General features: G+C 69.9%; 11 protein-coding genes. 5 read left to right on the top strand and 6 right to left on the bottom strand.

Translation table 11 applies throughout. The annotated features are described in order from the left end of the window. The first annotated feature begins 24 nt into the window (after positions 1 to 24). From AB0M14_RS32910 to AB0M14_RS32900, 3 genes are read left to right on the top strand one after another with little or no spacing between them, the layout of a single operon-like run. Positions 25 to 3,501 (top strand): UvrD-helicase domain-containing protein, encoded by a 3,477-nt coding sequence (locus AB0M14_RS32910; protein ID WP_365002324.1) that lies wholly within the window; start codon positions 25 to 27, stop codon positions 3,499 to 3,501. After that, entirely contained in the window at positions 3,498 to 5,384 is a 1,887-nt protein-coding gene (recD, locus tag AB0M14_RS32905) for an exodeoxyribonuclease V subunit alpha (protein ID WP_365002321.1), read from the top strand. Before AB0M14_RS32910 ends, recD begins: the two co-directional genes overlap by 4 nt. Before the next feature lie 52 nt (positions 5,385 to 5,436). After that, positions 5,437 to 6,015 carry a pyridoxamine 5'-phosphate oxidase family protein gene (locus AB0M14_RS32900; RefSeq protein ID WP_365002318.1) on the top strand — a complete coding sequence of 193 codons (579 nt, stop codon included), beginning with the start codon at positions 5,437 to 5,439 and terminating at the stop codon, positions 6,013 to 6,015. A 6-nt stretch (positions 6,016 to 6,021) separates the two neighbouring features. On the opposite strand, the gene AB0M14_RS32895 is transcribed toward AB0M14_RS32900, so the two are convergent. Both AB0M14_RS32895 and AB0M14_RS32890 read right to left on the bottom strand, forming a co-directional pair. Next, positions 6,022 to 6,906, bottom strand: coding sequence for an amidohydrolase family protein (locus AB0M14_RS32895; protein WP_365002316.1), 885 nt, complete (start codon positions 6,904 to 6,906; stop codon positions 6,022 to 6,024). Beyond that, positions 6,903 to 7,964, bottom strand: a complete 1,062-nt coding sequence (locus AB0M14_RS32890) for a nucleoside hydrolase (RefSeq protein ID WP_365002313.1) — start codon at positions 7,962 to 7,964, stop codon at positions 6,903 to 6,905. Before AB0M14_RS32890 ends, AB0M14_RS32895 begins: the two co-directional genes overlap by 4 nt. Positions 7,965 to 8,024: 60 nt before the next feature. Here AB0M14_RS32890 and AB0M14_RS32885 point away from each other — a divergent pair, with 60 nt between their 5' ends. After that, complete coding sequence (locus AB0M14_RS32885; RefSeq protein ID WP_365002311.1) at positions 8,025 to 8,594, top strand: TetR/AcrR family transcriptional regulator; 570 nt, start codon at positions 8,025 to 8,027, stop codon at positions 8,592 to 8,594. 15 nt (positions 8,595 to 8,609) lie between these two features. On the opposite strand, the gene AB0M14_RS32880 is transcribed toward AB0M14_RS32885, so the two are convergent. From AB0M14_RS32880 to AB0M14_RS32870, 3 genes are all read right to left on the bottom strand, one after another. Next, complete coding sequence (locus tag AB0M14_RS32880; protein ID WP_365002308.1) at positions 8,610 to 8,963, bottom strand: nuclear transport factor 2 family protein; 354 nt, start codon at positions 8,961 to 8,963, stop codon at positions 8,610 to 8,612. 32 nt (positions 8,964 to 8,995) lie between these two features. Continuing rightward, complete coding sequence (locus AB0M14_RS32875; protein WP_365002306.1) at positions 8,996 to 10,558, bottom strand: MFS transporter; 1,563 nt, start codon at positions 10,556 to 10,558, stop codon at positions 8,996 to 8,998. Positions 10,559 to 10,701: 143 nt separating this feature from the next. Next, positions 10,702 to 12,048 carry a CoA transferase gene (locus AB0M14_RS32870; protein ID WP_365002303.1) on the bottom strand — a complete coding sequence of 449 codons (1,347 nt, stop codon included), beginning with the start codon at positions 12,046 to 12,048 and terminating at the stop codon, positions 10,702 to 10,704. Positions 12,049 to 12,132: 84 nt separating this feature from the next. Here AB0M14_RS32870 and AB0M14_RS32865 point away from each other — a divergent pair, with 84 nt between their 5' ends. Further along, positions 12,133 to 12,888, top strand: a complete 756-nt coding sequence (locus AB0M14_RS32865) for an alpha/beta fold hydrolase (protein ID WP_365002301.1) — start codon at positions 12,133 to 12,135, stop codon at positions 12,886 to 12,888. Positions 12,889 to 12,906: 18 nt separating this feature from the next. Here the strand turns inward: AB0M14_RS32865 and AB0M14_RS32860 are convergent, their stop codons facing one another. Continuing rightward, complete coding sequence (locus AB0M14_RS32860) at positions 12,907 to 13,284, bottom strand: DUF2784 domain-containing protein (RefSeq protein ID WP_365002298.1); 378 nt, start codon at positions 13,282 to 13,284, stop codon at positions 12,907 to 12,909. Positions 13,285 to 13,302 lie beyond the last annotated feature (18 nt).

The following is a 13,302-nucleotide window of genomic DNA, read 5'->3' as shown; positions in this document are numbered from 1 at the left end:
GCGGGATTCGGGACGGTGTCGTCGATGACCGTGCAGGATTTGGCGTTCGCCGAGGAATTGGCGGAGCCGGGGCGGTTCGACGCGTTCGGGGCGCTGCCCACCGGGACGACTGTGCTGGAAGCCAGTGCGGGCACCGGGAAGACGCATGCCATCGTGGGGCTGGCGGTGCGGTATGTGGCCGAGGTCGGGATCGATGTCTCGCAGCTGCTGCTGGTGACGTTCAGCCGGGCGGCGACCCAGGAACTGCGGGAGCGGGCGCGGGATCGGTTCGTCGTGGTGGCGGCGGCGCTGGCGGATCCGGAGTTGGCGCGGGCGCACAGTGATGAGCTGGTTCGGCATCTGGCGCAAGCGGATTCGGCGGAGGTGCGGCTGCGGCGGGAGCGGTTGCTGGTCGCACTGTCGGATTTCGACGCGGGCACGATCGTCACGACGCACAGCTTCTGTCAGCGGATGCTCGATGAGCTCGGGCTGGCGGGCGAGCACGATCCCGGGGCACGGCTCGTCGAGACCGTCGACGAGGTAGTGCTGACCGTCGCGGACGATCTGTACCTGCATCGGTACGCCCGGACCGAACCGCCGTTCTCGGTGAAGGAAGCGCATACGCTCGCCTTGGCGGCGGTCCGGGATCGGCACGCGCGCTTGGTTCCCGAGGGCGATGGGGCAGCCGGGCAGCGGGTCGCCTTCGCGGCGGCGGTGCGCACCGAAACCGAACGCCGCAAACGACTTTCGGGATTGCGCGATTTCGACGATCTGCTGGTCCTGCTGCACGACGTGCTCGCGGATCCGGAACACGGCCCCCGGGCTTGCGCGCGCATCCGCGACCGCTACCGGGTAGCGCTGGTCGACGAATTCCAGGACACCGACCCCTTGCAATGGGACATCCTGCGCCTCGCATTCCATGGCCACACCACGATGGTCCTGGTCGGCGACCCGAAGCAAGCCATCTACGCCTTCCGCGGCGCGGAGGTACTCAGTTACCTCGACGCGGTCGCGCACGCCGACACCCGCTGCGAACTCGACACCAACTGGCGCAGTGACGCCGGTCTCCTCGCCGCCCTGGACCACCTGCACGGCGAAGCAGCCCTGGGGCACAAGGAAATCACCGTTTACCCCGTGGCCGCGACCCGACCCTGGACACGCTTGTCCGGTCCCGGCGAACTCATCACCCCGCTGCGGATGCGCTGCCTGCCCCGCACCGGCGCGGGCCCGCTCAACAAGTCCGGCTTCCCGGCCGTCGGCCGCCTCCGCGCCAAGGTCGCCGAAGACCTCGCCGCCGACATCGTCCGCGTGCTCGAATCCGGCACCTCGATCGCCGACAACCACCTGGGCACAGCCGAATCCGGCACTGCGATCGCCGACAACCACCCGGACACAGCGGAATCGGGCACTACGATCGCCGACAATTACCCAGGCACAGCCGAATCCGGCTCAACCGGGCTGTCGGAGTCGAGTGGGGCCCGGCATCGCCTGCTCGGTCCTGGCGATATCGCGGTGCTGGTGCGGACTCGGTCGCAGATCGACGTGGTGCGTGCCGCTTTGGACAAAGTCGGCGTCGCCTCCGTGCTAGCGGGCGGCACCAGTGTGTTCGCGACCGCGAGCGCCACCGATTGGTTGTGGGTGCTGCGCGCGCTGGAACAGCCGCACCGCTCCGATCGAGTGCGACTGGCCGCCTGCACGCCGCTGTTCGGAGTCACCGCCGCCGAAATCGACAATGGCGGTGCCGATCTCGTCGGCCGGATCAGCGCACAACTGCGCGACGCGGCGCGGCTGTTCATCCGCGCCGGGTTCGCTGCCGTCTTCGAAAAGCTCTCGGCGGAAACGGGTCTGGCGCAGCGGCTGCTGACCGTCGAGAACGGGGAGCGCGAGCTCACCGACCTGCGTCACATCGCCCAGCTGCTGGATCAGGTGGCGCTGACCGAGGCGCTGGGCCTGACGGCGTTGACCCGCTGGCTCACCGATCGAGTGCGCGACCCCGCCTCCGGCAGTGTGGCCGACCGCAGTCGCCGCCTGGACCGGGACGCCGCCGCCGTGCAGATCGCTACCGTGCACGCGAGCAAGGGCCTCGAATTCCCGGTCGTCTACCTGCCTTTCGCGTGGGACAGCGCGAAGAACCCGTACCCGGCGACGCTGCTGTTCCACGACGACACCGGCGCTCGCGTGCTCGATGTCGGCGGCCAGGAGGCAACCGGTTACGCCGAACGCAAGGTGCGCAGCGAGGCCGAGGAAGCCGGGGAGGAGCTGCGCCTGCTCTACGTCGCGCTGACCCGCGCCATGTGCCAGGTCGTCGCCTGGTGGGCGCCCGCGATCACCACGGCCGCCGCGCCGCTGCACCGCATGATCCTCGGCCGCCCCGACGGCGGCGACATCGTCCCGAACCGCGCCTCGGTGCCCGCGGACACGGTCGCGGTCCAGAACATCGCGGCCTGGGCGGCGTCTGCCCCCGAGGCCATCACGGTCACCGCGGTCGACACCGCCGAAGCGGTCGAACCGCGCCGCGTCCGCAAAGACTCGAGCACCGGTGACCTCGCCGCCGCCCACTTCGCCCGCACCTTGGATCAGCAGTGGCGGCGCACCTCGTACTCGGCCCTCACCGCCGGAGCCCACGACATCGCCACCGGCATCGAACCGGAGGACGAGCAGACCACCGTCGACGAACCCACCACCCCGCTCCTCGACGACACCGAACTGCCTACCGCCGCACCCTCATTGATGAACGCCCTGCCCTACGGCGCGGAATTCGGCACCCTCGTCCACGGCGTCCTCGAGCTGATCGACCGCGACGCCCCCGACCTCGCCGCCGAGGTGCACGCCCGCAGCCGCGCCGCCATCGACGAACTGCTGGCCGACATCGATCCGTCCCTGCTGAGCGCCGCCCTCCTCGCGGTGCTGCGCACCCCGCTCGGATTCGGCACCCTCGCCGGTATTTCCGGCGGCGACCAGCTCAACGAGCTGGAGTTCGAACTGCCCCTCTCCGGCGGCGACACCCCCGCGGCGCACACCGCCACCCTGCGGGAAATCGCCGGCCTGCTGCGCGAACACCTCGCGCCGGACGACGAATTCCGCTCCTACGCGGACCATTTGGCCGCCCTCGACGACATCCCGCTGCGCGGCTATCTCACCGGCAGCATCGACGCCGTCCTGCGCGTCACCGATACCCCCACCGCCGCTCCACGTTTCGTCATCGTCGACTACAAGACCAACCGCCTCGGTCTCGGCGACCTCACCGTCGACCACTACACCCGCGACCGCATGTCCGCCGAGATGCAACGCTCGCACTACCCGTTGCAGGCGCTGCTGTACTCCGTTGCCCTGCACCGCTACCTGCGCTGGCGGCTCCCGTCCTACGACCCCGCCCAGCACCTCGGCGGCTGCGCCTACCTCTTCGTCCGCGGCATGATCGGGCCCGAAACCCCTCCGGGCCGCGGCGTCTTCGACTGGACCCCGCCATCTGCCCTGATCATCGCCCTGTCGGACCTGCTCGCGGGAGAAACGAACCGGTGACGTCGATTCAGCTCGCTCAGCGGGGCACCGGCCTGCTGCGCACCTTCAACGAGGCGGGTGTGCTGTCCGCGGCGGACGTCCACGTCGCCGTCCGTCTGGGCCGGCTCGGGCGGGAAGAGTCCGAGCATGTGCTGTTCGCTGCCGCGCTCGCGGTGCGCGCGGTGCGCTCCGGGTCGGTCTGCCTGGAATTGGATCGGATGCGCGAGATCGGCGTCGACGCCGACGAGCGCTGGGATACCGGGACCGGGATCGATCCCGCGACGCTGCCGTGGCCGGACATCGCGGCGGTGGTCGCCGCGTTGACGGCGAGTCCGCTGGTGGTCGGCGGCCAGGCCGGTCCGTTGCGTCCGCTGCGGCTGGTCCCGGGGGACAAAGACGGCGGCCCGCTGCTGTACCTGGATCGGTACTTCCAGCAGGAGCAGACGATCCGGCGGGTGCTGACCGAACGGTCGGCCGGACACCCGGTGGTCGACCCCGCGCTGGTGCGCCACGAACTCGATCGGCTCTTCGACGGCCCGGCCGGTGTCGCGCCGGACCGGCAGCGGCTGGCCGCGGCACTCGCCGCCACGCACTGGACGACCGTGGTGGCGGGCGGCCCCGGCACCGGCAAGACACACACGATCGCGCGGATCCTGGCGCTGCTGGACGCCCACCAGAAGGCGCACCCCAAACTGCCCGCCCTGCGCATCGCGCTCGCCGCCCCGACGGGCAAGGCGGCGGCCCGCCTGCAGGAAGCCGTGCGCGAGCAGGCCGAACCGCTCGGGCTGCCCGAGCTCACCGCTTCCACCCTGCACCGCCTGCTCGGCTGGCAGCGCAGCCGCAGCACCCGATTCAAATTCCACGAGTTCAACCGGCTGCCCTACGACGTGATCGTGGTCGACGAAACCTCGATGGTGTCGCTGACCATGATGAGCAGCCTGCTGGCCGCCCTGCGCCCTGACACCCGCCTGGTACTGGTCGGCGACCCGGACCAGCTGGCCTCGGTCGACGCGGGCGCGGTGCTCGCCGACCTCGTCGCGGGACCCGTCGCGGGCGCGCCGAATCCGGTGCTGGAACAGATCCTGGGCGCGGATTCGCCCGAGCCGCACGCGGAATCGCTGACCGCGCTGGAACGCACCCGGCTGCGCGGCGGCATCGTCCGCCTCACCCGCGGTCGCCGCTTCGGCGGCAAGATCGCCGACCTCGCGGTCGCGGTCCGCGCCGGTGACGCCGACACCGCACTGGAGCTGCTCCGCGCGGGCGGCCCCGAATTGTCCTTGTGCACACCGGAAGACACCAAGCCGGTCCGCGCGGAGGTGATCACCGCGGCCCGCGCGGTCACCGACGCGGCCCTGGCGGGCGACGCCGCCGGCGCGCTCGCCGCCCTGGAATCGCATCGCCTGCTCTGCGCCCACCGGCAAGGTCCGTTCGGCGTCGAACGCTGGGACCGGATGGCCGCGGACTGGGCGGCGGCCGGGGGCGCGGGACCCGAGTCCCCGCTCGTCCCCTGGTATCCCGGCCAGCCGCTGCTGGTCACCGCCAACGACCACGAGGCCCGCATCTACAACGGCGACACCGGCGTCATCGTCCGGCTCCCCGACGGCTCCCTGCGCGCCGCCTTGCAGCGCGGCAGCGAACCGTACCTGGTGCACCCCACCCAGTTCCCGGCCGTGGTCACGGTCTTCGCGATGACCATCCACCGCAGCCAGGGCAGCCAGTACGACACCGTCTCGGTCGTCCTCCCCGAACCCGAGTCCACCCTGCTCACCAGGGAACTGCTCTACACCGCCATTACCCGCGCCCGCCGCCACGTCCGCATCATCGGCACCGACGAGTCGATCCGCGCCGCCATCGCCCGCCGGGTCCTGCGCGCCAGCGGCCTGTCGCGGAAATCCGGGCAGTGAATTCGCACTCAGCCGCGCGTCGGCCGTGTGCCCCGGCACTACGCTGACCACTATGGCCAAGGTCTTCACGCATCTCGACGACTCGCTGCGGGCTTTCATCGACGCCCAGTCGATGTTCTTCGTCGCGACCGCGCCCTCCGAAGGCGGCCGCGTCAACCTGTCCCCGAAGGGCTACCGCGACACCTTCGCCGTCATCGACGACAACACCTTCGCCTACCTGGACCTGTACGGCAGCGGCGCGGAAACCATCGCGCACCTGCGGGACAACGGACGCATCACCATCATGTTCTGCTCCTTCACCCGCACGTCGAAGATCCTGCGGCTCTTCGGCACCGGCCGCATGGTCCGCCCGGATTCCGCCGAATTCGACGCGCTGCGACCGCATTTCGGCTTGCAGCACCCCGGTCTGCGGGCGGCCATCGTCGTCACGGTCGACCGGATCGCCGATTCCTGCGGCTACTCGGTGCCCTACCTCGAACTCGTCGACGAACGCCCGGTGCTCGACGCGCTGCACGCCCGCCGCACCGAGGACGACTTCGCCGAGCGGATCGCCGGCGTCAACGCGGCCAGCATCGACGGGCTGCCCGCGCTCGAGTCCGACCATCCGCTGCCCTCGGCGATCCCGAGGTAACGCCGGTCAGCTCAGGTCGAACAGCCGGACGCCGTTGTCGTGCAGAACGTTGCGCAACCAGGCGTCGCCGAGGCCGAGGCGCTCCAAGGCGTAGACCTGATGCGCGTACGGGTAGGGGATGTTCGGGAAGTCGCTGCCGAACAGGATTCGCTCGCCCAGGTCGCGCACGCGCGGAAGTTCCGACACCGGGTAGGGGGCGTCGTTCTCACTGAAGTCGGTCCAGACCATGGTGGTGTCGAGGTGTACGCCTTCGTACCGCTCGGCCAGGTCGAGGAATTCGGCGTACTCGGAGTTGCCCATGTGCGCGATGATCAACCGGAGGCCCGGGAAGCGCTGCAGCAGTGCGGCAATGGGCTCGGGGCCGGTGAACGAACCCGGCGCCGGTCCGGATCCGCAGTGGATCAGGGCCGGGATCCCGGCCTCCGCGAGCAGGCCCCACACCGGTCGCAGCAGCGGGTCACCGGGATGGAAGTCGCCGACCTGCACGTGCACCTTGAAGATTCGCGCACCCGCCTCGATCGCGACCTCGGTATAGGAGTCCGCGCCGTGCTCCGGGTAGAAGGTGGCGGTGTGCAGGCAGTCCGGAGTCCGGGCGGCGAAGTCGGCGGTCCACTCGTTGAGCCAGGCCGCCATATCCGGTTTGTGCGGATACACCAGTGCGGTGAACGCGCGAACGCCGAAGCCGCGCAACGTCTTCAGGCGCACCTGCTCGTCGTCGCGGTAGGTGATCGGCCATGCGCGCCCGGTCAGCGGGCCCGCGGAATCGAAGTACGCCCACACCTTGCGCAGGACCTGCTCCGGCATGAAATGCGTGTGCACGTCGACGAATCCGGGCAGCCCGAGGCGGGATCGGAGCTCGGGGAGGTAGTTGTCCTCGTTGTCGGCGGTCACCGAACCTCCTCTGCGGGGCGGGAAGTCCCGCCGGCTGGGTAGAGCGTCCGGGCGAAATCGGCGACCCGGGTGACGAGACGATCGAAGAACAGCTCCTGATCGGTGCCGATCACGATATCGGCGTTGGGTTCCCGGCCCCACATGCCCGCCCAATCGGCGACGGTGGTGGCGCGGGTGAGAGTGCCGGTGAGCTCCACGTCGACGGTCGCGGGCCGCAGCACGGCCAGGCTCGGGTCGAGCGCCACGGCGGCGGCGAAGGGGTCGTGCATGTGCGCGATATAGCCCTGGTCATAGAGCCGATGGAACTCGAAGTAGAACCGCACCGCGTCGCTGACGTGCCGCACGATCGGATTCGACGCCGCCGACCGGACGCCGTCCGGATCGGTCTCGGACACGATCTCCGGCGGCACGCTGCCCGCGCGTTCGGCCAGCAGCGCGAGATGTTCCGGGCGCATCTCGATGGTCTCGGTGATATCGAGCGCGCACACGATCGGGCGGGCCGGCGCCGCGCTGAACGCGTCGAACACCTCCTTGGCCGCCTCCGGGTCGACGTGCACGTTCCACTCGTTGGTCGGGGTGGTGTTGCCCGGATGGTTGAACGCGCCGCCCATGATCACCAGACGCCGCAGCAGGCGCGGCAGGTCCGGTTCGAGGCGCAGTGCCAGTGCGAGATTCGTCAGCGGTCCGGTGCACAGCCCGACGATCTCGCCGGGATGGGCCCGCGCGAGGTCGACCCACAGGTGCGCGGCCGGCCGATCCGAGAGCGGCCGTGCGGAATCCGGCAGGACGGCGTATCCGATGCCTTGCGGGCCGTGCGTATCCTCGGTGGTGCGCAACGGGATCGCGAGGGGTTCGGCGGCGCCGAGCGCGACTTCGATCCGCGGCGCCCGGCACACGTCCAGCCAGGCGAGATTGTTCGCGGCCACCTGCGCGGCGGAGACGTTTCCGGCGCTCGACGCGATCCCGGCGATCTCGGCCTCGGGGGAGGCCAGCAGATACAGCAGTGCCAGCGAGTCGTCGATTCCGGTGTCGACATCCACGATGATCTTCTGCGGCACCCCGCGAGCCTAGCACAGACGTCTTGGACGAATGTCTCAGACCTGTAGTAGGGTGAGCGGATGGGAAACCGGGAAGATCTACTGGCGGGCGCGCGCAAGGCGATCATGGAGCGCGGCGTCGCGAAAACCACGGCCCGCGATATCGCCGCCGCGGCCGGTGTGAGCCTGGCGGCCATCGGCTACCACTTCGGATCCAAGGAGCGCCTGATCACCGAGGCGCTCGCCGAGGCGCTGGGCACCGGTATCGGCGACGCGATGGAGGCGCTGATCCGCCAGACCGCCGGGCGTCCGCTCCCGGAAGCGTTCGCCGCCATGGTCGACGGCCTGCCCGCGGTCTTCGCCGACAATCGCGAAGCGATCCTGGCGAGCATGGAGAACATGCTGCGAGTCGCCCGCTCCGCGGAGTCGCAGGCGTTCATGGCCGACAACCTGCCGAACGCCTACCGCGACATCGCCCAATCCCTCACCGATACGCACCCCGGCCTGACCGCCGACCAAGCAGAAGCCCTTGCGGGCATGTACTTCACCATGACCCAGGGACTCTCGGTGCTGTGGGTGATGAGCGACGGCAACGCCATGCCCGGCGGCACCCAACTGGTCGCGGCCATGACCGCGCTGGCTGCCCAGTAGAGGTAGCGCGGACGACTAGCGGAGGTTGGGTTGGTCGATCGCCCAGAGCCAGTTGCCGTCCGGCTGCCTGCGCGCGACCTCGGCGGTGAGGTCGCCGGTGGCGAGGCGCGTAGAGGTCAGTGCCAGGTCTCCAGTCCGCAGCGTAGGTCGCGGGTCGCCGGGTGGCAGTGGGGAGCGGTCGGCGAGCGCCTCGGTCAGGAAATCGTGGATGGCCTGGTGCCCGACGGCTTTACCGCCGTCGGGCAGGGCCATGACCGCGTCGGGTTCATAGAGGGCGACCACTCCCTCGATGTCACCCTGGTTCGCCCGTTCGACGAAGAAGCGTCCGAGATCGCCTGGCTCCCTTGCGGGTTCCCGTTGGCCTGCCATACGACGAGCATGCCACGGGACACCGGCGGGCGTCAGTCTTCGCTGCTGTAATCCCCGGGCGGGAGGGACCACAGCCGCCGGAACGCGATCACCGCGATCACCAGCGAGGCGATTCCGGCGATGCCCGCGGTGATGTGCACGCCGTGCAGGAATGCGTCCCGTGCCGCTTGCAGGACCGAATCGCCCACCACACCAGGCAGACCGGCCGCCACGTCGACCGCCGCGCCCAAGGTGTCGCGGGCGGAGACGGCCGCGTCGGCGGGCACGTCCGGCGGCAGAGTCGACGCGAGATCGCCGCGATAGATGGCGATGCTGATGCTTCCCAGGATCGAGATACCCAGCGCGCCGCCGAGCTCGGCGCCGGTCTCGGAGACGCCGGAGGCCGCACCCGCCTGCTCCGGCGGCGCGGAACCGACGACGATCTCGGTGGTGATGCCGAACACCGGCGCGAGACCCAGCGAGCAGATGACGGAGGCGGCCAGCGCCATCCCGTATCCGCCGTCGGCGGTCAGCAGCGTCATCATCAGCAAGCCGATGCCGGCCAGCGCCATCCCGCCGCCGATCAGGTAGGCCGGGCGCACCACCCGGACCAGGCGCGGCGTCAGCTGCGAACCGACGATAAACCCGATACCCGAGGGCGCCATCACCAAACCGGTCGCCAGCGGTGTCATCCCGAGCACCAACTGGAAGTACTGCGCGACGAACAGGAAGTATCCGAACGCGACGAAGATCCCGATCATGTTGATCAGCAAGGCGATCCGGAACGTGCTCAACCGGAACAGCCGCAGATCCAGCATCGGATCGTCATGGGTGAGCTGGCGTCGCACGAACAGCGCGCCGACCGCGAGGCCACCGGCCACCGCGCCGACCGCCGACCAGCTGACCCCGTCCTGTGCGAACGCCTTCATCCCGAAGACCAGCGTGATCATCGTCAGCACGCACAGCGCCGCACTCACCGGGTCGAGTTTGCCGACTTCCGGATCCCGGAATTCGGGCAGCACTTTCGGTCCCAGTATCAACAGCAGCACCATCACCGGCACCGCGAGCAGGAAGACCGAACCCCACCAGAAGTTCTCCAGCAGGAACCCGCCGAAGATCGGGCCCACCGCGCCGCCGGTCGAATACGCGCCGACCCACACACCGACCGCGACCGAGCGCTGCCGGGAGTCACGAAACATGTTGAAGATCAACGACAACGTGGACGGCGCGACCGTGGCCCCCGCGATGCCGAGCAGCGCCCGGCAGACGATCAGCGTCTCCGCGCTCGGCGCGAACGCCGCCACGATCGACACCACCGCGAACAGGGCGGCCCCGAACAGCAGCATCCGCCGCCGCCCGATCCGATCGCCGAGCGTGCCCATGGTGATCAGCAGCCCCGCCACCATGAACCCGTAGATGTCGATGATCCAGAGCAACTGCGAACTCGTCGGATGCAGATCGGAACTGAGCATCGGCACCGCCAAATGCAGCACCGTCATGTCCATCGCGTACACCAGGCAGGCCAGCGCGAGCACCGACAGCCCGATCCATTCCTTGCGTCCGGCCAGCGGCGCGACCACCGCGTCACCGGAAATGCGATCGCTGGTGGTGGACACGAGGATTCCCTCCGCTGGACGGTTATCGATGAGGCTCACGGTTGTTCTGACGAACTCCGGACCACCATCTCATCGCCCACCGACAAGTTCCGCAAAGCATTTTTCCACCCCGCCACCCCTGCCCCCGCTTGCCAGGCCCGCGGTCAGCGGCTGTACACCGGCCAGGCGGCTTCGTCACCTCCGTATTCCGGCGCGGCCCAGAGGTAGTCCGGGTACTCGGCGAGGGCCGGCGCGGCCGTGATCGTGTTACCGCGGTAGACGGCCGAGGCCGGGCTCGGCGGCGTCGGGTTCGGATGATTCGGTGTGCGCTCGGGGGAGGTCAGCAGCCAGGAGGCGGTGCGCGCCAAGGAGACCCGGACGTCGCGGCCGACGCCGTCGAACACGCGGGCGACCAGAGCGTCGATGATGCCCGCGGCGAGCAGGTAGCCCGACGCGTGGTCGAGCGCCTGAGCGGGCAGCGAGCCCGGAACGGACGGAGCGCCCTCGGTGATCGCGATGCCGGTGGCCGCCTGCACGATGCTGTCGAAGCCGCGGCGCTCGGCCCAGGGACCCGATTCACCCCAGGCGCAGATACGGCCATGGATCAGGCCGGGCCGGACCTCGGTGTTGAGCCCGGCCGCTTCGAGCGCGCCCGGGCGGTAGCCGGTGACCAGCACGTCGGCGGAGCCGAGCAGTTCGTCGAACGCGGACCACTGGGCGCGCACGTCCAGCAGCGCCGACCGCTTGCCCTGGCAGGTATCGAGGTACTGCCACGGGATTTCGGGCAGCTGCGGGGGATCGATGCGCAGCACCTCCGCGCCGAGCAGCGCCAGCGCCCGGGTCGCGACCGGTCCGGCGATGACGCGCGTCAGATCCAGGACGCGGACACCGCGCAACGGCTGGAACGGCGTGGGATCCGAGCGGTACCGCGGCGCGGCCCGATCGGTGCGCGCATCGATCGCGACCAGCGGCCCGGCCGCGGCGGCTTGGGCTTGCGGCTCCACCGCCCATTCCGCTTCGGTGCGCACCCGCACCGCGATCGCGCCGGCCGCGGCGGCGTTCTCCTCGATGTCGGCGGCCCGGGTCATGGCCAGCATGGCGACCGCGAGGTCCTCCGGCGCCTCGGGCGGCAAGCCGAGGGCGGCCAGCAGGCGGGCGCGGTGATGCGGGTAGTTGGCGTGGGTGCGGACCCAGCCGTCGAACGTCGGGAAGAAACCGGACAGGTCGCCGAACATGGGTACCTGCCGGCCGTCGACCCGTAACAATTGGTCGCTGCGGAAGGCGGCGTTGATGCGCCCCGGATCGATCCGGTGCGGCACCGGGGCGAGCCGGTTCGCCTGCCGGTGCCGGTTGGCGGCCGCGGTCAGCGCGGCCACCGATCCGGCGGCGAGGGCCCAGACCGGAAGTGTCGCAGCGAGATTGCTGCCAGGATCGGGGGCGGGAGCGATAGTGGAGCCGGGTACCCCGATTCCGGTTTCATAGTCGTTGACCAGTCGTGCGTGCGCGATCACCTGGTCGACACTAGTCGTGCCGCGCGTCTGTCGGGGGTTGGTGAAATGCTTGCGTGTTACTTTCTTGAACAGGAGGACTCGGACGTGGACAAGGCGATCACCGGCACGGACTGGCTGCGGGTGTTGCGAGCCGATCCGGCAGCGCGCCATCAACTGGTTTGCTTCCCGCCCGGCGGCGGTTCGGCAACCGCCTATCGAGAGTTGGCCCGCCACTTCGGTTCCGGCGTCACCATCGCCGCCGTGCAGCCGCCCGGCCGCCAGGACCGGGTCGGCGACCCGGCCCTCGGCGACCTGCATGACCTCGCCGATCACATTGCGGCGGAACTGCTCCGGCAAGCGCCGCTCGCCGGCCTGTCGCTGTTCGGGCACAGCATGGGCGCGACGGTCGCCTACGAGACCGCCGTCCGCCTCGAACGCGGCGGGCAACCGCTGGGCACCCTGTTCGTCTCCGGCCGTCCCGCACCGACCTTCGCCGAACCCGGGCGATTCCATCTGGGTTCCGACGACGAGCTCATCGGCGATCTGGAACGGCTCGCCAACGATCCGGCTTCGGTCGCGATCCTGCGGTCGGAACCGAGTCTCGCGGAACTGGTGCTGCCGACGGTGCGGACCGACTATCAGGCCGTGGAAACCTATGTCCACCGCTCGGCGGATCCGCTGCACTGCGACATCGAGGTTCTGGTCAGCACCGGTGACCCGACGGTGCACCCGGATCAGGCCGCCGAGTGGCGCGAGCACACCAGCGGCGGATACCGCCTGCACACCTTCTCGGGCGGGCATTTCTATCTCGACGAGCAATCCGCGGCGGTCGCCAAGGTGATCGCCGGTGCGCTGGGATGAGCTGTGCCGCAAGGCCCGTCAGGCGGAACCCGCCGGCGTGCGGGTTCCTCGTAGCCGCCGCGCATATCCCACCCACGAGACCAGGACGCAGACCGCGACCGCCGCGCGCACCAGCCCGATCGCGGAATCCGGGTAGATCACGCCCGTCAGATAGTGATCGATGAACCCGCTCGGCGGCAGCCCCTCCTGCCCGGCTTCGCGCCGCGCCCAATTCTCCACATGGGTGAGCGGGCAGTCGTATCCGATCAGTATCGTGCCGAAGCCCCACCCGAACGCGATCAAATGCAGCCAGATGGTGCGCGGCCAGCGCCACGCCAAGAACCCGCCGACCACCACATAGGCCACGAACGCGAAGTGCACGGCCGCGGTGGCGTCGGCCAACAGCCGGTACAGCACGGCACCAGTTTATGCGGG

This window comes from Nocardia sp. NPDC051832, from assembly GCF_040681285.1.
In the GTDB taxonomy this organism is placed as follows: domain Bacteria; phylum Actinomycetota; class Actinomycetes; order Mycobacteriales; family Mycobacteriaceae; genus Nocardia.
Note: the sequence above shows the minus strand (reverse complement) of the source record. Positions and strands in the feature narration are given on the sequence as shown.